Here is an 18,483-nt window from a genome sequence, read left to right as displayed (position 1 = left end):
ATACTGACGTAACGTGGCGTCATTTCGATTTCGTCAACGCATGCGCCTTGCGCATCACCGTGGGCAGGTTGTCTGGGTCGAAGGTTTCGGCCTCGACGAACATGCCCCGTGTCGGCGTGCGGTCCATCGGGACAAGCGCGGTCTTGACGGTAAGCTTCAGGTGGAAATGCGTGAAGGTGTGGCGCGCCTCGGCGGGCAGGGTGCGCCATTCCGCACGGATCGGCGGGTCTTCGGTCGGGGCGTCATTCCACTCGCTGCCGGGCCAGCCGAGCATACCGCCCAGAAGCCCGCTGTCGGGGCGCTGTTCGAGCAGCCATGCGCCATCGACCCGGCGGGCAAGATAGGCGATGCCGAGCCGCGTGGGCTTGCGTTTCTTCGGCGTCTTCCTGGGCAGGTCCTTTGCGGTTCCCGCCTCCCACGCGGCGCAGGATTTGCGCCACGGGCACAAGCCACAGGCCGGGTTGCGCGGGGTGCAGATGGTGGCGCCAAGGTCCATCACCGCCTGCGCGTAGCAGCCGGGCCGTTCACGGGGCGTCAAGGCCGAGGCGTAGGCCATGAAGACAGGTTTCGCAGCGGGCAGCGGCGTGTGGTCGTCATACACCCGCGCCATCACCCGTTCGACATTCCCGTCCAGCACCGTTTCCGGCAGGTCGAAGGCGATCGAGGCGATGGCGGCTGCGGTATAGGGGCCGATGCCCGGCAACGCGATAAGCCTTTCATAGCTGTCTGGAAAGACGCCGCCATGCTCCGAGTGCACAGCACGCGCGCATTTCAGCAGGTTGCGGGCGCGGGCATAATATCCAAGGCCCGCCCATGCGGCCATGACATCTGCATCCTCGGCCAATGCCAGATCGCTGACCGTGGGCCAACGGGCCGTGAACGCCTCGAAATAGCTTTTGACGGCGGCCACGGTGGTCTGTTGCAGCATGATCTCGGACATCCAGACGCGGTAGGGGTCCGGGCGTATGCCTTGGGCGCGGGCAGCAGGGCCGACACGCCACGGCATTGTGCGGGCATGTCTATCGTACCACTCCAGAAGAAGTTGGGGATCGGGCGGATCACGCAGGTCTGACATACCTTTGATTTTGGCTCTCATTTGTGGGGTGGTTGCAACGGCGTCAGGCCACTAGAATAGCGTTCGGACAAAGGAGTCAAACATGGCACCGCGCAACGGTCAGACATACGGCTTCAAACGCACGGCGAGCCTCTTGCAGACGCAGATCCGCAAGACCTCGGAATCCCGTGGCTTTGCGCAATCGCGGCTTCTGACGCATTGGACGGAAATCGCGGGCGACGACATTGCCGCGATCAGCCGCCCTGTCGAGGTGCATTATGGGCGTGGCGGGTTCGGGGCGACGCTGACGCTTTTGACGACAGGGGCCAATGCGCCGATCCTCGAGATGCAGAAGGAAAAGCTGCGCGAGAAGGTGAACGCGGTTTACGGCTACAATGCCATCTCCAAGGTCAGGATCACGCAGACCGCCGCGACCGGGTTCTCCGAAGGTCAGGTGAGTTTCGACCATCGCCGCCAAGTGCGGGATGACACGCCAGCGGCGATCCTGCCCGAGGCGCAACAGGTGGCCGGGGGTGTTCAGGATGACGGGTTGCGCGCAGCGCTGGAACGTCTGGCGACAAACGTCTATTCAAAAACGCAAGATCGGACCTAAGTCCTAAGGCAAACAGAACAAAGGGTTTCGCAATGAAACAACGGATGATGACGATTGCACTGGCAACGGCCCTCGTGGCGGGCGCGGGATGGTGGGTCGCCGGGACACCCAAGGCACCCACGATCAACGGGCAGGCCATCACGCTGCCAGGGGCGGCCAACGCGCAGGAAAGCGCGGCGGCAGATGTGACCATTCAGGAAATGGTGCTGGGGGCCGAGGATGCGCCGGTCGAGATCATCGAATACGCCTCCTACACCTGCCCGCATTGCGCGACATTCCATCAGGGCGCGTTCAAGAACCTGAAGGCGGATTACATCGACACCGGCAAGGTCAAGTTCACTTACCGCGAGGTGTATTTCGATCGCTACGGTCTTTGGGGATCTCTGGTGGCGCGTTGTGGCGGTGAAGATCGGTTCTTCGGCATCACCGAGATGATCTATGATACCCAAAGCGAGTGGTCCCGTGCCGGATCGGAGGCGGCCATCGCAGATGAGCTGCGCAAGATCGGTCGGATTGCCGGGCTTGAGAACGATCAGCTTGAGGCGTGCCTGAGCAATGGCGAAAAGGCGCGCGGATTGATCGAATGGTATCAGGCCAATGCCGAAGAGCATGGCATCAACTCGACGCCCTCTTTCGTCATCGACGGCACCACCTATTCGAACATGAGCTACGGCGAATTCGAGGAAATCATCGACGAGAAGCTGGGGAGCTAAGCACTTAGCGCCTTGTAGAATGTCAGAAGGCCGGTTCGTTGGAACCGGCCTTTCTTGTTGTCCTGATGGCTTGCAGCGAAAGGTCCATTTCGGCCCGAATGTTTCGCGCGCGAAACAATGGGACCGGTTCGGACCCTTTAACCTTTTGTTAACAATGTCTTAACTCCGGCGCCCCTCGCGCAGCCATGCACCAAGGATAAGACCGGAGGCGAGAAGCAGAACCAGCCAGCCCGGCAGCATGGGGGTCTGGGTCACGTCCAGTGTCTCGAACGCCTCGCGGGGGGTGATGCCAAGCCAGCCGCGACCGGCGGCAGGGCGGCCTTCGCCGACCGCGCGGATGCTCGGCACGCCGTCTTCCAGACGACGCACACCACCGCGTGTGCCCTCAACGACCGGTTCGAGCAGATCACCGCTGGCGATGGTCTGTTCGAACTCGCGCGGCGCTGAGGGGCCAAGGCCGACAACCGCCTCCTGATCACCCTCGGCCAGACGGTAGAGACCGATCTCGGGACCGGTATAGAGCGCCTCGAACCGGCCGGGTGTCACCTCTTCGAGAGTGATCTCTTCCTCGGTGCCATCGGGGCGGGTGATGGTGACCGTACCTACGGTCTCGTCAAGCGTACGTCGGATGATGCGCATGGTCTGGCCGGTGGGTTCGGCCCAGAGCGCTTCTTCCTCAAGCTCGGGTTCCTTCATCATCCAATGCGCAAGACGGCGCAGCAGGTCGAGCTGCGGCCCGCCGCCTTCGAAGCCGCGCGACCAGAGCCAGGCATGATCGGAGGCAAGCAGTGCGACACGGCCTTCTCCGACGCGGTCGAGTACCAGCAGGGGCTTGTCGTCGATGCCGCTCATGACGACATCGCCGGCAACGGGATCGACCTCGATCTGGCGCATCCAGCGGCCCCAGGTGTCGGCCCCGGCAAGGCCCGAGGTGACCGGGTGGCGCTGGCCCAGATCGGTGATGCCGGGACGGTACCCGCGTTCGATCACACGTGCGGTCGGCTCGGCCGGGATGATATCGGCAAGCGGTGAGCGGTAGATGCTGTCGGCGCTGGCGAAATCGGGACCTGCGGCGACCAGAACCGCGCCACCTTCTTCGACATAGTTGCGCACGTTGTCGAGATAGATCGCGGGCAGGATGCCCCGGCGCTTGTAGCGGTCAAAGATGATGAGGTCGAAATCCTCGATCTTTTCGAGAAACAGTTCGCGGGTCGGGAAGGCGATCAGCGACAATTCGGTGACCGGCACGCCGTCCTGTTTTTCGGGTGGCCGCAGGATGGTGAAATGCACAAGGTCGACCGAGCTGTCGGATTTGAGCAGGTTGCGCCATGTGCGCCCGCCTGCATGCGGCTCGCCGCTGACCAGCAACACGCGCAACCGGTCGCGCACACCGTTGATCTGCACGAGGGCGGTGTTGTTGCGGTCGGTCAGTTCGTCATCGGCGGTCGGAACGGTGAACTGGATCACGTTCAGCCCGCCATGGGGCAGGGTGATCGGCAGTTCGATGTCGCGCCCGATGGGCATGTCAAAGCGCTGCGGTTCACCCCCGTCCACGGAAATGTCGATCACCGTCGAGGTGGCCTCGGGCGCCGCGCCATCGTCTTCGACCCGCAACGTCAAGGTGACGGGTTCGTCGAGAATGGCGAAGGCCGGCGCATTCTTGACGATCAGGCGGCGGTCCCAGTCCGTTTCCTTGCCTGTCAGCAGCAGATGCAGGGGCGCAGGCAGGTCGGGGGTGCGTTCCAGGTCATGCACGCGCCCGTCGCTGAGCAGGAAGATGCCCGCGATCCGACCGCGCGGTTCTTCGGCCAGCGCATCGGACACGGCGGACATGAGCAGCGTTCCGGTGTCGCCTTCGCCATCACCGACGTCGATCCGGCGGATCTCGGTGTTGTCACGGGTGGCCAGTTGGGTGGCCAGCGCATCGGCCGCACCGGTGGTGTCGGTCAGGCGATCGCCCAGCGACTGGCTGGCGCTTTTGTCTTCGACGATCAGCACGATGTTCGACAGCGGCGCGCGGTCTTCGACCTGGTAGGAGGGCTGTGCGAGCGCCGCGAGCAAGACCAATGCGGCCAGCGCCCGCAGCGCCCAGCCCTGCAAGCCGCGCCACAGCGCAAGGCCCACGCCGGACGCGGCGAGAACCGCCAAGACGGCGATGATCACCCAGGGAAGGAGCGGATCGAAAACGATGCTGCCGGTCATCAATTGCCCAATCTGTCAAGAAGTGCAGGCACGTGAACCTGATCGGATTTGTAGTTGCCCGTCAGCACGTGCATGACGAGGTTCACCCCGAACCGATAGGCAATCTCGCGCTGGCGTTCGCCGGAATAGCCGCGCCCGACGGGAAACAGCGGGTTGCCGCGTTCGTCCATCGCCCAGGCTGCGGCCCAGTCATTGCCGCCGATGATCACCGGGGTGACGTTGTCGTTGAGGTTGCGGAACGGCATGCCTTCGACCAGTTCGGCATCGGGAGGCGACGCCTCGACCCAGACATCCCGGCTGTTGTGGCGTCCGGGGAAATCCTGAAGCAGGTAGAAGGTGCGGGTCAGCACGTGATCCTCGGGCAGCGGTTCCAGCGGCGGAATGTCGAGAGGGGCCGCCAGTTGTTGCAGCTTGCGGCCATTCGGGCTGCCGGTGCCGAACCGGGCGATGTCGGCATCGCGGGTGTCGAAAAGGATCATGCCGCCCGACCGCAGATAGGTGTTCAGCTTGGCATAGGCCTCGGCTGAGGGGGTTGGCTGATCCGGCGTGATCGGCCAGTAGAGGAACGGAAAGAAGGCCAGCTCGTCGGTCTCGAGGTTCACCGCGACGGGATCTGCCGGTTCGACCGAGGTGCGGAAGAAGAGCGTTTCCGTCAAGCCTTGCAGGCCAGCCAAGGCTGTCCGGTCAAGTGCCGCGTCCCCGGTGACGACATGCGCGAAGGTCACCTCTGACGTGGCGGCGAGTGCAAACGCATCCTCGGTGGATTGCGCCTGTGCCGGGGTGACGGGCATCAGCAGCACCGCCAGCATAAAGCCAGCCGCAGTTGTGGCGCGCGACCCCGACAGGCGACCCGACAGCAGCAGGGATGCCACGATATCGGCCAGCAAGAGCGCGATGGTCAGCGCCAGCAGCCATCCGGCAAGCGGTGTTTCCTCGGACTGGGTGAGGCCTTCGACGGTGATGTTCGACGGCCAATTGGCGGGCGTCAGAGTGGCGTCCGCGTTCAGCACGTTGCGGGCCAGCGCCCGGTCCTGGCTCTGGTAGAGACCGGGGCGCAGGTCGGGACCAAGCGGCGCATCGACAAGGGCTTCACCGGTGACACCGGCCAGCGTGTTGCCGTCGTTCAGCGACCCGAACGCGTCGAGCACGAGGTTCGGTTGCCAGATCGTACCGGCAAGGTCTTCGGCGCTGGGTTGGGTGCCGTTTCCGGATGCGATGGCGAGCCGTTCGAGCATCTGCACGAAGAGGCCAGAGAGCGGCAGGGAGGACCATTCGGCATTGGCTGTGACGTGGACGAGGATGATCTGTCCCTGACCTACGGCCTTGCGGGTCACCAGCGGCGTGCCATCGGTGAGTTGCGCGATGACCCTGTCGGCCAATGCCGGGTCGGGTTGCGCCATGACTTGCGCGGTCACGGTGACATCTGCGGGGATGGGCAGGCCGAAGAATGGGCTGTCCTCGCTGAACTCGGCCAGCGATTTCGGCTCTCCCCAGCTCATGGCGCCGCCGACGCTGCGGCCCCCGGCGCGCAGACGGACGGGCATCAGGGGGTCTTCGCTGTCGCGGCTGATGTCGCTGGCGGCGAGACGCGGACCGGCAAAGCGCAAGAGGATCCCACCCCGATCCAGCCAGTCGAGCAGCGCCTCTTCTTCGGCCGAGCCGAGCGTGGCCACATCGGCCAGTGCGATCACGTCCGGATTGGCCGGGATCATGTCCATCAGCGCGCCATCGAGAAGGTCGGCGTTGGGTTCAAGCGCCTTTTGCAGGTAATGCAGCGGCGACAGCAATTGCAGTCCTTCGCGGTCTTCCCGCCCGGCCACAAGTGCGATCTCGCGGCGGCGCAGGCTGTCGTCGGGCAGGGTGGTGGCCCCGGCGCTGCGGTTGCCTTCGATCTCGAACCGGGTGATCCGTGCGCGCAGTTCGGATGGCAGGGCCAGCGCGGTTTCGGCCGTTGCCGCGTCGGCGTCGAACGTGGCAGTCGCACGGGCCAGAACGGCGGGGTTGCCTGCGGGGTCGCGGCCTTGGGCCAAGATTGTGACCTCGCGGTCGCTGCCGGTCTGGGCGCGCAGGGCGGTCAGCACGATGTTGCCGTCTTCGAACCGTGCAGGCGCAAGACCCAGAATGGTTTGCCCTGCTTCGAACACCGTCACCGTGCCGCGATCCTCGAGGGTTGCCAGCAGGGTCGTGCGGTTGTCCCGGTCAAGCCCGTCGGACATCCAGTAGGTGTCGAAATCGCCGTCGGGCAGCAGGGTCAGTGCGCGGTCGATCAGCGCATCGCCGGGTGCCCACGGGTCAGGGCTCAGGCCGACCAGCCGCGCGCGCAGGTCGTCGGCGGTCTGAAAGCTGGTCGGTTCCGGTGCAGTCAGTTTCAGGAGCGCGACGCGACGGTCGTCGCGGGCGGCCTTTGCCAGCAGACCGTCCAGCGCTTGCGTCCGGGCGCGCCAGCTTGCGGCACTGGCCCATGAGCCGTCCATCACCACCAAAAGCGGCCCGTCATTCGCGGCGATCTCGTCGGTTTGCGGGTTCAGGATCGGCCCGGCCAGCCCGATGATCAGGGCGGCCACCGCCAGCATCCGCAGCAACAGCAGCCACCACGGGGTGCGGTCGCTGACCTGATCGTCGTCCTTGAGACCCAGCAGCAACACGACGCCCGGAAACATCCGGCGGATCGGGGCAGGCGGCACGGCGCGCAGGATCAGCCAGAGGATCGGCAGCGCCAGAAGCGTCAGCAGAAGCCAGGGTGTCGCGAAGCCGATACCAAATAGCGTCATCCGTGGGTTCCATCCATAGCCCGGTAAATCCAGAGGAGCGCCGATTGCGCGCTCTCGTTCGTGTGGTGGCAGAGATATTGCCAACCGGTCAGGCGCGAGAAACGCTCGAGCCGGTCTTTGCGCTCCGCCAGACGGTCGAGGTAGCGTGTCCGCAAATCACCCGCCTTGAGGGTTTCGTGTACGATCCCGCCGCCGATGCTCTGGAAGATCGTGCGTCCGTTGAACGGGAAGCTTTCCTCGGTCGGGTCGAGGATCTGCACCAGCGCGCCGCGCACGCCGCGATCCGCCGCCTTGGTCAGTGCCGCCTCGACCGGGGCGGGATCACCCAGGAAATCGGAAAAGAAGATCGCCCGCGATTGCGGGATCATGCCGCGTGCTTCGGGTTCCGCGTAGTCGTCGCCCTGATCAACCGACAGCATATGGGCAAGGCGGGTGATCTGAGCCTGCCCGCGTCGCGGCGGCAGGTCGAAGCCGGTCAGACCGACACGTTCGCCACCGCGCACCAGAAGGATTGCACTGGCAAGCGCCAGGGTCCGTGCGCGGTTGGCCTTGGTGTCGAGATTGGCATCCGACGCAAAGCGCATGGAGGCGGCCTGATCGACCCAGAGGATCACGCTTTGGGCAATCTGCCATTCGCGCTCGCGCACGAATTGCGCATCGCTGCGCGCCGACCGCCGCCAGTCGATATCGCGCAGCGCATCGCCTTGCTGCATCGGGCGGTATTGCCAGAAATCGTCGCCCAGCCCGGCGCGCCGCCGTCCGTGTTCACCCAGCAGGACAGTGCCGGCAAGATGCTCGGCCCGCGCCAGCAGCGCGGGGAGTTTTGCGGCTTCCTCTTCGGAGCGTTGTCTCAGGGTCGTGACAGGTGTCACGCAGCCTCCTCGGTCGCCACCAGGCGGTGGGCCACGTCGTCGATCAGGGCACCGAGGTCTTCGCCGCGCGCCCGCGCCGAGAAGGTCAGCGCCATCCGGTGGGTCAGCACGGGCCGTGCCATGTTGATCACGTCCTCGGGTGAGGGGGCCAGACGCCCTTGGAGCAGCGCCCGCGCCCGGACTGTCAGCATCAACGCCTGCGCCGCGCGTGGACCGGGGCCCCAGGACACCGTGTCCTTGACCCGGTCGCTGGACATGGGGTCGTGCGGACGGAAGGCGCGCACGAGGTCGAGGATCATCTCGACCACGGCATCACCGACAGGCATCCGGCGCAGCAGCCTTTGCGCGGCGATCAGTTCGGCGGCGGTGAAGACCCCGTAGGCGTCGGTCTCTTCGGCACCGGTCGTGGCCAGCAGGATTTCCTTTTCCGTCTTGCGGTCGGGATACTGCACGTCGATCTGAACGAGGAAGCGGTCAAGCTGTGCTTCGGGCAGGGGATAGGTGCCTTCCTGTTCGATGGGGTTCTGGGTTGCCAGAACGTGGAATGGCGCGTCGAGCTTGCGGGTCTCGCCTGCAACGGTGACCGCCTTTTCCTGCATCGCCTGCAACAGCGCCGACTGTGTCCGCGGGCTGGCGCGGTTGATCTCGTCCGCCATCAGAAGCTGGCAGAAGATCGGGCCCTGGATGAACTTGAACGCCCGGCTGCCATCAGCGCCGGTTTCCAGAACTTCGGAGCCGAGGATATCGGCGGGCATCAGGTCGGGGGTAAACTGCACGCGGTTGCCATTGAGGCCCATCACCGTCGATACGGTTTCGACAAGCCGTGTCTTGCCAAGGCCGGGAAGACCGATCAGCAGGCCGTGCCCGCCGCACAACAGCGCAGCCAGTGTGAGTTCGACCACGCGTTCCTGACCGATGAAGCGGCGGGTGATCGCGGTCTTGGCCTGCGCCAGCTTTTCTTCCAGCGCTTCGATCTCTGCGACCAAATCTTCGCCTGCGGCCATGACGTGTCTCCCTTGCGCATTACATCTGTTACATCAAAGTGTAACGCGCGAGGGGGAAATGGCAAAAGCAATGAGCGCACAAGATCGTGTTATTCCATCCGCCGAAGGCATCGCTGCCTCTATCCGTGGCACCAAGAGCAAGGGACTGCCGCCTGTCCACCTGTGGAATCCGCCCTTCTGTGGAGATCTGGACATGCGGATCGCCCGCGACGGGACGTGGTTCTACCTAGGCACGCCAATCGGCAGAGCGCCGCTGGTCAAGCTCTTTTCCTCTATCCTGCGCAAGGATGGTGACAAGTACTTCCTTGTGACGCCTGTGGAGAAGGTGGGAATCACCGTCGATGACGCGCCGTTTGTGGCCACCGATTTCGAGGTGACCGGCGAGGGCGACGCGCAGCTCCTGACCTTTACCACCCATGTCGGAGACACCGCGGTCGCTGGTGCCGATCATCCGATCCGGGTGGAGCGGGACGCCGAAACCGGTGAGCCGTCGCCCTATGTGCTGATCCGCGCCAATCTCGAGGCGCTGATCGACCGCAAGAGTTTCTACCGACTGGTCGAATGCGGCACGCATCACGATGTGGACGGGCAAAGCTGGTTCGGCGTCTGGTCCAGCGGCGCGTTCTTTCCGATCATTCCGTCCGAGGACCTGCCGGACTGAAGCGGCTTGTCTTGGCAGTGCGAGAGGTCAGCCGAACTTTCCCGCAATGAAATCGGCGACGCGCCGATCCCGCGGCGATTCGAACATCAGCTCGGTCGGCCCGATCTCGACCAGCGCGCCAAGGTGGAAATAGGCCACCCGGTCCGCGATGCGGCGGGCCTGCATCATCGAATGTGTCACGATGACCACCGAATGGTCCTGCCGGAGCGTCAACAGAAGCTCTTCGATCCGGGCCGTTGCGATGGGGTCGATCGAACCGGTGGGTTCGTCCATCAGCAGGACATCCGGCTTTGTGCCAAGCGCCCGTGCAATGCAGAGGCGTTGCTGTTGCCCGCCGGACAGGTCGGTTCCTGCGATACCGTGCAGATCGTCCTTGACCTCGTCCCAGAGCATGGCGCGCCGAAGGCAGTCTTCGACATGGGCGGCCAGATCGGCCTTGCTGGCGGTCAATCCGTGAAGCCGCGCGGCATAGGCGACATTCTCGAACACCGTTGTCGGAAAAGGGTTCGGCTTTTGCGCCACCCAGCCGAACTTGCGCCGATGCAACGGGGGATCGATGTCAGCGCCTTGAATGTCGGCACCATCCATCCGGATCGTACCGGTGATCCGCACCCCTCGGGTGTCGTCATGCATGCGGTTCAGGCATTTCAGCGCGGTGGATTTCCCGCATCCCGATGGCCCGATGAAGGCGAGTATTTCCTGTGGATGCAGGTCGAACGACACGTCTTTCAAGGCATGGGTGTCACCGTACCAGAGATTGACCCGGTCAACCTCGATGATCGGCGGGCTGTTGCGCTGGGCAGGGTGGTGGATTGTCTGGGTCTGGTCACGCATGGCTCTGGTCCCGATGATGTCTTCGGGGCGAGTCTACGCCAAACCTGTTATCGCCGGTCGGGGTCAGATCAAGTCCGAAAAAACTTCATGAAAGTTTCACAAAAGCCCGGTGGGGTCAGTCCCCCAGCTTGGCGTGCACCTCGTCGAGGTCGATCTCGCCGATGGGCATCTTGTTGCCCGGGTTTTCGAAATCGTATTTGAACAGCTCGAAATCCTTTTTGTAGATTTCGTAGATCAGATGCATCGACAGATCGTCGAAATACTCCTCGACCGGATGCGCCCGTTTCGGGCCGTGCCCTTCGCTTTCGTTGAAGCGCGGAATCGTCGCGAGGTCGATCGTCTGCTTCGTCTCGACATGCCTGAGCACATTGGCCATGCCGTCGTTGAACGTCTCGGTCCAGAAGATGTTGTCGTACCGGCCGCCATTCACGATGAAGGTGCTGATATGACCCGACATGGCCGACCAGTGAATGTCCGGGTCCATCGGACGCCGCCAGCGGATGGTGTCGCGGGCAAAGAGAAGGAATCTCCGGAAGCTTTTGACCTGATCGAACTCCTGCTTGCCATCCTCGCCACCGACCTCGATCCCGTATTTCTGGATCAACAGCGGGACAAGGTTGCCCCGGTAGCGTTTGCCGTTGCGCTGGATGCCGCAGATCTTGTCGAAGAACGAGCTCAGGATGCGGGTATAGGGGTTGCGCACGCAGGTGAAGGCATAGGTGTCCTGCGCCTGAATGCGCTTGGTGATCGGATCTTTCGACTGATCCAGCGCCCATTTGTGCAGGCCGGATTGCGCATCATGGATGTCGCCGTCGAAGAATTCGCCATGGTCGGAATAGAACATGATCTGACCGATGGTCGAGCATGCGCATTTGGGGACCACGCGATAGACCATGCTCTCGCTCTCGGTCATCCACGTTCCGGGAAATCCCATGTTCTGCCGCCTCCAGCCGCGTTCCGGGCTCTTGTCGTCCGGTAACGTAAACAAAAAATCAAAGAAAGTCGGTTTATTCAATCTCTGAACGCGCTTATCACTACAAGAACGAGGTAAAAGTTGGGCAAATGAAGACCTGAATGGCGAATATTGCCTTCATACTCCTGTGTCACAAGGACCCGGACGCGATCATCCGACAGGCGCTGAGCCTGACGGCGGTCGGAGATTTCATTTCGATCCACTTCGACGCGCGTGCAGATGCGGCGGCTTTCACGGCGATCCACACCGCCCTGTCCGACAATCCGAACGTGACCTTCGCGAAACGCAGAATCAAATGCGGCTGGGGCGAGTGGTCGCTGGTGCAGGCCACGCTCTACGCGGTGGAAGCGGCGGTTGCGGCATTTCCGCGGGCCACGCATTTCTACATGCTTTCAGGCGATTGCCAGGCGATCAAGACGGCTGAATACGCGCATGCCTACCTTGACAGGGTGGACGCCGATTTCATCGAAAGCTTCGATTTCTTTGCCTCGGACTGGATCAAGACCGGGATGAAGGAAGAGCGGCTGATCTACCGCCACTATTTTAACGAGCGGACGCAAAAGACGATCTTTTACCAGAGCTTCAACCTGCAGCGAAAGCTGGGGCTGACCCGCAAGATCCCCGAGGATCTGGAAATCCAGATCGGCAGCCAGTGGTGGTGCCTGCGGCGGCGCACGATCGAGGCGATCCTTGATTTCATCAGGCAGCGCCCTGATGTGAAGCGGTTCTTCAGCACCACGTGGATTCCCGACGAGACGTTCTTTCAGACGCTGGTGCGCCACCTCGTTTCGGAACACGAGATCGAGTGCCGCACGCTGACCTTCCTGATGTTCTCGGATTACGGGATGCCGGTGACGTTCTACAACGATCACTTCGACCTGCTGCTCAGCCAGGATTTTCTCTTTGCCCGCAAGATCAGCCCCGAGGCGCTGCAACTCAAGGAACGGCTCGGGTCGCTTTATTCGGCGAAGGGCGTGAATTTCCAGATCTCGAACGAGGGGCGGTCGCTCTACAAGTTCCTGACCGGCAAGGGGCGCATCGGTCGCCGGTTCGCGCCGCGGTTCTGGGAAACCGAAAGCACGCTGGGGCGCGAACGCGAATTGCTGATCGTCGTGTGCAAGAAATGGCACGTGGCCAAGCGTCTGGTGTCGCGCATCCGTCAGCAGACCAACGTGCCCTGCATCGAATACCTGTTCAACGAGGAACAGACCGACCTGCCGGACATGGGGGGCATCCAGTCGACCCTTGGCAAACGGCACAGGCACCGCCGGTCCCTGATGCGGATGCTGTTCGATTATTTCGATTCGGATCGCATGGTGGTCTGCATGGACCCCGGCAATCTTGACCTGCTCGAGGATTTCTGCCGCGACCGCGCGACCACCCGCCTGCTCGAGATCAACTGCACCTTCACGGATGCATACCTGACCGGACATGCGATGCGGGTCGGGCTGGCGGGAGAACGCACGCCGCAGGAAACGCTTGAGCGGTTGTTGCCGACGATCCGCAACGATATCGTGCATGAAAGCGACCGCATCCGCGACGCCGAGTTCGAAAACCACCTGCGCATCCGCGAGGAAGATTCCATCGAGGTCAATGCAACCGCGCTGGCCAGCTTCCTGTCGATCGCGCCGGAACAGGCGCGCGAGATTGCGCGCACAGACCATTTGTTTGCAGACTGAGGAACCGCCGCATGGCTTATGTCTATGACGACCAGAACATCTTCGCCAAGATCCTGCGGGGCGAGATCCCCAATAGCACCGTTCTGGAAACCGACCACACGCTTGCCTTCAGGGACATCCAACCGCAGGCGCCTGTGCATGTGCTGGTGATCCCCAAGGGGCCCTACGTCTGCTACGATCATTTCGCGAGCGATGCCAGCGATGCCGAGATCGTGGATTTCAACCGGACGATTGCAGAGGTCTGCAAGACGGAAGGTCTGCAGGACGGCGGCTACCGGATCATCTCGAATGCCGGTGAGGCCGGAGTGCAGGAGGTGCCGCATCTGCACATCCACGTGCTGGGCGGTCGCGGTCTGGGACGGATGCTGCAACCTGCGCGGTGACCGCCATTTCAAGGGCCTTTTGCGTTTTCGAAAACGCAGCTCCGCGCAGGATCAGGCCGAGCGTGTCAGGGACAGGAACACGTCCTCCAGATCGGCCTGCTCGGTGCGCACATCGCGGATGCGCACACCGTTGTCGCGCAGCATCGACAGCACGTCCTCGGCAGACGTCTGCCGCGCGCGATAGGTGACGGCCAGCGTGCCATCCTCGCGGGTGGTCACGCCGATGCCGTCGACCTCGGGCAGAATGCCGACCTTCGCATCTGGCAGGATGACCATGGTCTTGGCATCCAGCGCCCCCAAAAGGTTGCGCGTGCTATCACGGGCCACCACTTCGCCATGGTTGATGATCGCGATCTCGTCGCACATCTCTTCGGCCTCTTCGAGGTAATGGGTCGTCAGGATGATGGTCATGTCCGACTCGCGGTTCAGCTTGCGCACATTTGTCCAGAGCATCTGGCGCAGTTCGATATCGACGCCCGCCGTGGGCTCATCCAGCACAAGAACATGTGGGCGATGCACCAATGCCTTGCCCAGCAGAAGACGGCGCCGCATGCCGCCCGACAGCGTGCGCGCATAGGCTTCGGCCTTGTCGGTCAGCCCGATCATTTCGAGGATCTCGTCGGACCGGCGCTGTGCCTTGGGCACGCCATAGAGTCCCGCCTGAACCTCGAGCGCACCGCGCGGTGTGAAGAACGGATCGAGGTTCAATTCCTGTGGCATCACCCCGATCGCGGCACGCGACTGGCGCGGGTTCACATCCTGATCCCAGCCCCAGATCGTCACGCTGCCCGCCGATTTCGTCACCAGCCCGGCCAGAATGTTGATCAGCGTCGATTTGCCCGCGCCGTTCGGCCCCAGCAGGCCAAAGACCGATCCGCGCGGAACCTTCAGATCGATGCCCTTGAGCGCTTCCTTGCCTCCGGAATAGGTCTTTTTCAGGCCTTCGATCTCAATGGCGTTCTGTCTCATAGCTCTCACTCTTGCTCCCGTGGCCTCGTCGTCTTACACCGCTCCTAGTGGAAAACGCGCATGAAGGAAACGCAGCAGATGGCAACGCAAGCGCCCGAAACCAAGATCGTGGACAGCCACCGTATCGCCTGTGATGGCGGCGAAGGGGCTTTGGGGCACCCGCGCGTCTGGCTGCAAATCCCGCATGACACCGGCTGGGTCGAATGCGGCTATTGCGATGCCCGTTACGTCCACAGGGATTTCGCAGACCAGCAGGACCAGTGATCCTCAAGCGGACAGCGGCGGCGCTTCTGGCGCTTGGCGTCTTCGCGGCCATTGTCACCCGCATCTGGCTGCGGATGGACGGTGACGGCGAAACTTTCGGTGAAGCCGTCTGGGCGATGTACCGGTTCTACACGATCTGGACGAATACTCTGATCGGGTTGACCTGCGGCGCGGTAGCGCTGGGGCGCAAGGTGTCGCCGCAAATTTTCGGCAACCTGCTGCTGTCGATCATCATCGTGGCTGCTGTCTATCACGCGCTTCTGGCGCATCTGAACGACTTTACCGGACTTGACGCGGTGGTGGATGCGCTGCTGCATACGGTTGTGCCGGTCGGGTTCGGTCTGTTCTGGCTGACCTTTGTGTCCAAGGCAGACCTGCGGTTCTCGGATATCCTGCCGTGGCTGATCCTGCCGCTGATCTATTGCATCTACGCGATGGCACGGGCGCAGGTCGATGGCGTCTATCCCTATTTCTTCCTCAACCTCGACAAACTCGGGCTTGCCCGGACGGCTCTGAACATCGTCGGGCTGTTGATCGCCTTTGCCGGGATCGGCGCGCTGATTGTGCTGCTGGCGCGTGGGCTTACGAAGTTCGAGCCTGGAAGGCAGGTAAGGTAGGTTCGGACTGGATACGGCCCGCCGTCCGTGGCAAACCTGCGCCATTCATCACACGGGGCGCGCGACATGGCATTCGGCAAAGGACATCACCTTCACCTGATCGACGGATCGGCCTTCATCTTTCGCGCCTATCACGCGTTGCCGCCGCTGACGCGCAAATCCGATGGGTTGCCCATCGGGGCTGTGTCGGGCTTTTGCAACATGTTGCAGCGCTATGTCGAAGGGAACGCCGGGTCGGATGTGACCCATATCGCGGTGATCTTCGACAAGGGCAGCCACACCTTCCGCAACGACATGTACGACCTGTACAAGGCCAACCGCGAGGCGATGCCCGAGGACCTGCGCCCGCAGATCCCGCTGACTCGCCGCGCGACCGAGGCGTTCAATATCGCCTGCGAGGAAAAGGAAGGCTATGAGGCCGACGACATCATCGCCACTCTTGCCGTGCAGGCGCGCAAGGCCGGGGGGCGTGTGACGATCATCAGCTCCGACAAGGACCTGATGCAGCTTGTTGGCGACGGGGTCGAAATGTTCGACGCCATGAAGAACCGCACCATCGACCGCGAGGGCGTGTTCGAGAAATTCGGCGTATACCCTGAACGCGTCGTCGATGTGCAGGCGCTGGCCGGGGACAGCGTTGACAACGTGCCGGGCGCGCCGGGTATCGGGGTCAAGACGGCGGCTTTGCTGATCAACGAGTTTGGATCGCTGGAGGAATTGCTGGACCGTGCAGACGAGATCAAGCAGCCCAAGCGGCGCGAAACGCTGATCGACAAGCGCGAACAGATCGAGCTGTCCAAGAAGCTGGTGCTGCTGGACGAGAACACGCCGCTTGATTTCACGCTCGATGACCTCGAGATACGTGAACCCGATCCTGAAAAGCTGATGACCTTCCTCACGGAAATGGAATTCCGAACACTGACCAAGCGCATTGCAGAGGCGCTCGAGGTTGAACCGCCGGTCATTCCGGACACCACGCCCGAAGGGGCCAATCCGCCCGAAGACGATGCGCCCGAATTGCCTGCGATGAACACCGAAGGCTACGACTGCGTGCGTGATCTTGCTGCGCTGCAAAGCTGGATCGACGCCGCCAACGAAAAAGGCTGGGTGGCGTTTGACACCGAAACCACCGGGCTGAACGACATGACTGCCGACCTGGTCGGTGTGTCGCTTTGTGTCGAGGCGGGCAAGGCGTGCTACGTGCCGCTGACCCACAAATCCGAACAGGGCGAGGGGCTGTTCGGTTCTGATGCGCTGGCCGAGGGTCAGATCCCGCTGGATGAGGCTCTCAAGCTGCTCAAGCCCTTGCTTGAAGACCCGGCGGTTCTGAAAATCGGCCAGAACATGAAATACGACACGAAGATCATGTCGCGCTACGGGATCATGGTCGATCCGATCGACGACACGATGCTGATGTCCTACGCGATGAACGCGGGCCTGCACGGGCATGGCATGGACACGCTGGCCGAACGCTATCTCGGGCATACGCCCATCCCGATCAAGGAACTGCTGGGGTCCGGCAAGTCGCAGATCACCTTTGACCGCGTGCCGATCGACAAGGCCGTGCCCTATGCCGCCGAGGATGCAGAGATCACGTTGCGCCTGTGGCAAATGTTCAAACCGCAACTGCACCGCGTCAAGGTCACCCGCGTCTACGAGACGATGGAGCGCCCGCTTGTGCCGGTTCTGGCCCAGATGGAGCGGCACGGGATCAAGGTCGACCGGGACACGCTGTCCCGCATGTCCAATGCCTTCAGTCAGAAGATGGCGGGGCTGGAGGACGAGATTTACGAATTGGTGGGACGCAAGTTCAACGTAGGCTCCCCCAAGCAGCTGGGCGAGATCCTGTTCGACGAAATGTCCCTTGATGGTGGGAAACGCGGCAAGACAGGAGCCTATGCCACTGGCGCGGATGTGCTTGAAGACCTTGCCACGGAACACGAACTGCCCCGCCGCGTGCTGGACTGGCGGCAGCTGTCCAAGTTGAAATCGACTTATACAGACGCGCTTCAGGATCACATCAACACCGAAACGGGCCGCGTTCACACCTCCTATTCCATCGCCGGGGCGACCACTGGGCGTCTGGCCTCGACCGATCCGAACCTGCAGAACATTCCGATCCGATCCGAGGAAGGCCGCCGCATCCGCGAGGCGTTCGTGGCCGAGGAAGGCAAGACGCTGGTCGCGCTGGACTATTCCCAGATCGAGTTGCGCATTCTTGCGCATATCGCCGACATCCAGGCGCTCAAGGATGCGTTCAAGGACGGTCAGGACATTCACGCCGCCACCGCGTCGGAGATGTTCAACGTGCCGCTGGAAGAGATGACACCCGATGTGCGCCGTCAGGCCAAGGCGATCAACTTTGGGGTGATCTACGGGATCAGCGGGTTCGGCCTTGCCCGCAATCTGCGCATTCCGCGGGCCGAGGCGCAGGGCTTTATCGACCGGTATTTCGAACGCTTTCCCGGTATCAAGGCCTATATGGAGGAAACCACGGCTTTTGCGCAGAAACACAACCGGGTCGAGACCCTGTTTGGCCGGGTGATCCACACGCCCGAGATCAACGCCAAGGGGCCGCGTTCCGGGTTCGCCAAACGCGCCGCGATCAACGCGCCGATCCAGGGGACGGCCGCCGACATCATCCGCCGCGCCATGGTGCGCATGCCGGACGCGATTGCGGGTCTGCCGGCCAAGATGCTGCTTCAGGTCCATGACGAATTGCTGTTCGAGGTCGAGAAAGGTGCAGAAGACGAGCTGATCACAGTCGCCCGCGCCGTGATGGAAGGGGCCGCCGATCCGGTGGTGCATCTGACCGTGCCGCTGGTTGCTGATGCCGGGCAGGGCAAGAACTGGGCCGAGGCGCATTAGGGTTTA

At 62.7% G+C, this 18,483-nt stretch carries 16 protein-coding genes; 8 read left to right on the top strand and 8 right to left on the bottom strand.

Going from position 1 to position 18,483, the window contains the following annotated elements:
* Positions 1 to 19 precede the first annotated feature (19 nt).
* Positions 20 to 1,075, bottom strand: a complete 1,056-nt coding sequence (mutY, locus tag IEV82_RS01950; protein ID WP_188480263.1) for an A/G-specific adenine glycosylase — start codon at positions 1,073 to 1,075, stop codon at positions 20 to 22.
* Positions 1,076 to 1,157: 82 nt separating this feature from the next.
* On the opposite strand from mutY, the gene IEV82_RS01945 reads away from it, so the two are divergent.
* Complete coding sequence (locus IEV82_RS01945) at positions 1,158 to 1,667, top strand: DUF721 domain-containing protein (protein ID WP_188480262.1); 510 nt, start codon at positions 1,158 to 1,160, stop codon at positions 1,665 to 1,667.
* A 32-nt stretch (positions 1,668 to 1,699) separates the two neighbouring features.
* On the top strand, positions 1,700 to 2,380 hold the full coding sequence (locus tag IEV82_RS01940) for a DsbA family protein (RefSeq protein ID WP_188480261.1): 681 nt from the start codon (positions 1,700 to 1,702) through the stop codon (positions 2,378 to 2,380).
* A gap of 159 nt (positions 2,381 to 2,539) precedes the next feature.
* Here IEV82_RS01940 and IEV82_RS01935 read toward each other — a convergent pair whose 3' ends face one another.
* Genes IEV82_RS01935 through IEV82_RS01920 form a run of 4 tightly spaced genes read right to left on the bottom strand, consistent with a single transcriptional unit; the run spans position 2,540 to position 9,229 of the window.
* Entirely contained in the window at positions 2,540 to 4,582 is a 2,043-nt protein-coding gene (locus IEV82_RS01935) for a hypothetical protein (protein ID WP_188480260.1), read from the bottom strand.
* A complete protein-coding gene (locus IEV82_RS01930) occupies positions 4,582 to 7,353 on the bottom strand; it encodes a DUF4159 domain-containing protein (RefSeq protein ID WP_188480259.1) in 2,772 nt (923 codons plus the stop codon). Before IEV82_RS01930 ends, IEV82_RS01935 begins: the two co-directional genes overlap by 1 nt.
* Positions 7,350 to 8,225: a DUF58 domain-containing protein gene (locus IEV82_RS01925; protein ID WP_188480258.1), complete on the bottom strand. Its 876-nt coding sequence runs from the start codon at positions 8,223 to 8,225 to the stop codon at positions 7,350 to 7,352. The genes IEV82_RS01930 and IEV82_RS01925 overlap by 4 nt, the downstream gene beginning before the upstream one ends.
* Positions 8,222 to 9,229 carry an AAA family ATPase gene (locus IEV82_RS01920; protein WP_188480257.1) on the bottom strand — a complete coding sequence of 336 codons (1,008 nt, stop codon included), beginning with the start codon at positions 9,227 to 9,229 and terminating at the stop codon, positions 8,222 to 8,224. Before IEV82_RS01920 ends, IEV82_RS01925 begins: the two co-directional genes overlap by 4 nt.
* 70 nt (positions 9,230 to 9,299) lie before the next feature.
* Between IEV82_RS01920 and IEV82_RS01915 the strand changes: the two genes are divergently transcribed.
* On the top strand, positions 9,300 to 9,890 hold the full coding sequence (locus IEV82_RS01915) for a DUF1285 domain-containing protein (protein ID WP_188480256.1): 591 nt from the start codon (positions 9,300 to 9,302) through the stop codon (positions 9,888 to 9,890).
* Between the two features lie 27 nt (positions 9,891 to 9,917).
* On the opposite strand, the gene IEV82_RS01910 is transcribed toward IEV82_RS01915, so the two are convergent.
* Both IEV82_RS01910 and IEV82_RS01905 read right to left on the bottom strand, forming a co-directional pair.
* Entirely contained in the window at positions 9,918 to 10,724 is an 807-nt protein-coding gene (locus IEV82_RS01910; protein WP_188480255.1) for a phosphate ABC transporter ATP-binding protein, read from the bottom strand.
* Positions 10,725 to 10,839: 115 nt separating this feature from the next.
* Positions 10,840 to 11,658 carry a sulfotransferase family protein gene (locus IEV82_RS01905; protein WP_188480254.1) on the bottom strand — a complete coding sequence of 273 codons (819 nt, stop codon included), beginning with the start codon at positions 11,656 to 11,658 and terminating at the stop codon, positions 10,840 to 10,842.
* Positions 11,659 to 11,798: 140 nt separating this feature from the next.
* Here IEV82_RS01905 and IEV82_RS01900 point away from each other — a divergent pair, with 140 nt between their 5' ends.
* Both IEV82_RS01900 and IEV82_RS01895 read left to right on the top strand, forming a co-directional pair.
* Positions 11,799 to 13,376 (top strand): DUF5928 domain-containing protein, encoded by a 1,578-nt coding sequence (locus IEV82_RS01900; RefSeq protein ID WP_188480253.1) that lies wholly within the window; start codon positions 11,799 to 11,801, stop codon positions 13,374 to 13,376.
* Between the two features lie 11 nt (positions 13,377 to 13,387).
* Positions 13,388 to 13,759, top strand: a complete 372-nt coding sequence (locus tag IEV82_RS01895) for a histidine triad nucleotide-binding protein (protein WP_188480252.1) — start codon at positions 13,388 to 13,390, stop codon at positions 13,757 to 13,759.
* Between the two features lie 51 nt (positions 13,760 to 13,810).
* Here IEV82_RS01895 and IEV82_RS01890 read toward each other — a convergent pair whose 3' ends face one another.
* On the bottom strand, positions 13,811 to 14,728 hold the full coding sequence (locus IEV82_RS01890; protein WP_188480251.1) for an ABC transporter ATP-binding protein: 918 nt from the start codon (positions 14,726 to 14,728) through the stop codon (positions 13,811 to 13,813).
* 78 nt (positions 14,729 to 14,806) lie between these two features.
* Between IEV82_RS01890 and IEV82_RS01885 the strand changes: the two genes are divergently transcribed.
* The 3 genes from IEV82_RS01885 to polA all read left to right on the top strand — a co-directional run bounded on the left by IEV82_RS01885 (position 14,807) and on the right by polA (position 18,477).
* Complete coding sequence (locus IEV82_RS01885) at positions 14,807 to 14,992, top strand: zinc-finger domain-containing protein (protein WP_188480783.1); 186 nt, start codon at positions 14,807 to 14,809, stop codon at positions 14,990 to 14,992.
* Positions 14,989 to 15,609: a Pr6Pr family membrane protein gene (locus IEV82_RS01880; protein ID WP_188480250.1), complete on the top strand. Its 621-nt coding sequence runs from the start codon at positions 14,989 to 14,991 to the stop codon at positions 15,607 to 15,609. The genes IEV82_RS01885 and IEV82_RS01880 overlap by 4 nt, the downstream gene beginning before the upstream one ends.
* A gap of 66 nt (positions 15,610 to 15,675) precedes the next feature.
* Positions 15,676 to 18,477 (top strand): DNA polymerase I, encoded by a 2,802-nt coding sequence (gene polA / locus IEV82_RS01875; protein WP_188480249.1) that lies wholly within the window; start codon positions 15,676 to 15,678, stop codon positions 18,475 to 18,477.
* The last annotated feature ends 6 nt before the right edge of the window (positions 18,478 to 18,483 follow it).

Origin of the sequence: Marivita lacus (assembly GCF_014637725.1) — a bacterium.
GTDB classification, from domain to species: Bacteria; Pseudomonadota; Alphaproteobacteria; order Rhodobacterales; family Rhodobacteraceae; genus Marivita; species Marivita lacus.
Note: the sequence above shows the minus strand (reverse complement) of the source record. Positions and strands in the feature narration are given on the sequence as shown.

Excerpts from the sequence above, each read along its gene's own strand:
- mutY (WP_188480263.1), bottom strand. The coding sequence starts at position 1,075 with ATGTCAGACCTGCGTGATCCGCCCGATCCCCAACTTCTTCTGGAGTGG.
- IEV82_RS01945 (WP_188480262.1), top strand. The coding sequence starts at position 1,158 with ATGGCACCGCGCAACGGTCAGACATACGGCTTCAAACGCACGGCGAGC.
- IEV82_RS01940 (WP_188480261.1), top strand. The coding sequence starts at position 1,700 with ATGAAACAACGGATGATGACGATTGCACTGGCAACGGCCCTCGTGGCG.
- IEV82_RS01935 (WP_188480260.1), bottom strand. The coding sequence starts at position 4,582 with ATGACCGGCAGCATCGTTTTCGATCCGCTCCTTCCCTGGGTGATCATC.
- IEV82_RS01930 (WP_188480259.1), bottom strand. The coding sequence starts at position 7,353 with ATGACGCTATTTGGTATCGGCTTCGCGACACCCTGGCTTCTGCTGACG.
- IEV82_RS01920 (WP_188480257.1), bottom strand. The coding sequence starts at position 9,229 with ATGGCCGCAGGCGAAGATTTGGTCGCAGAGATCGAAGCGCTGGAAGAA.
- IEV82_RS01915 (WP_188480256.1), top strand. The coding sequence starts at position 9,300 with ATGAGCGCACAAGATCGTGTTATTCCATCCGCCGAAGGCATCGCTGCC.
- IEV82_RS01910 (WP_188480255.1), bottom strand. The coding sequence starts at position 10,724 with ATGCGTGACCAGACCCAGACAATCCACCACCCTGCCCAGCGCAACAGC.
- IEV82_RS01905 (WP_188480254.1), bottom strand. The coding sequence starts at position 11,658 with ATGGGATTTCCCGGAACGTGGATGACCGAGAGCGAGAGCATGGTCTAT.
- IEV82_RS01900 (WP_188480253.1), top strand. The coding sequence starts at position 11,799 with ATGGCGAATATTGCCTTCATACTCCTGTGTCACAAGGACCCGGACGCG.
- IEV82_RS01895 (WP_188480252.1), top strand. The coding sequence starts at position 13,388 with ATGGCTTATGTCTATGACGACCAGAACATCTTCGCCAAGATCCTGCGG.
- IEV82_RS01890 (WP_188480251.1), bottom strand. The coding sequence starts at position 14,728 with ATGAGACAGAACGCCATTGAGATCGAAGGCCTGAAAAAGACCTATTCC.
- IEV82_RS01885 (WP_188480783.1), top strand. The coding sequence starts at position 14,807 with ATGGCAACGCAAGCGCCCGAAACCAAGATCGTGGACAGCCACCGTATC.
- polA (WP_188480249.1), top strand. The coding sequence starts at position 15,676 with ATGGCATTCGGCAAAGGACATCACCTTCACCTGATCGACGGATCGGCC.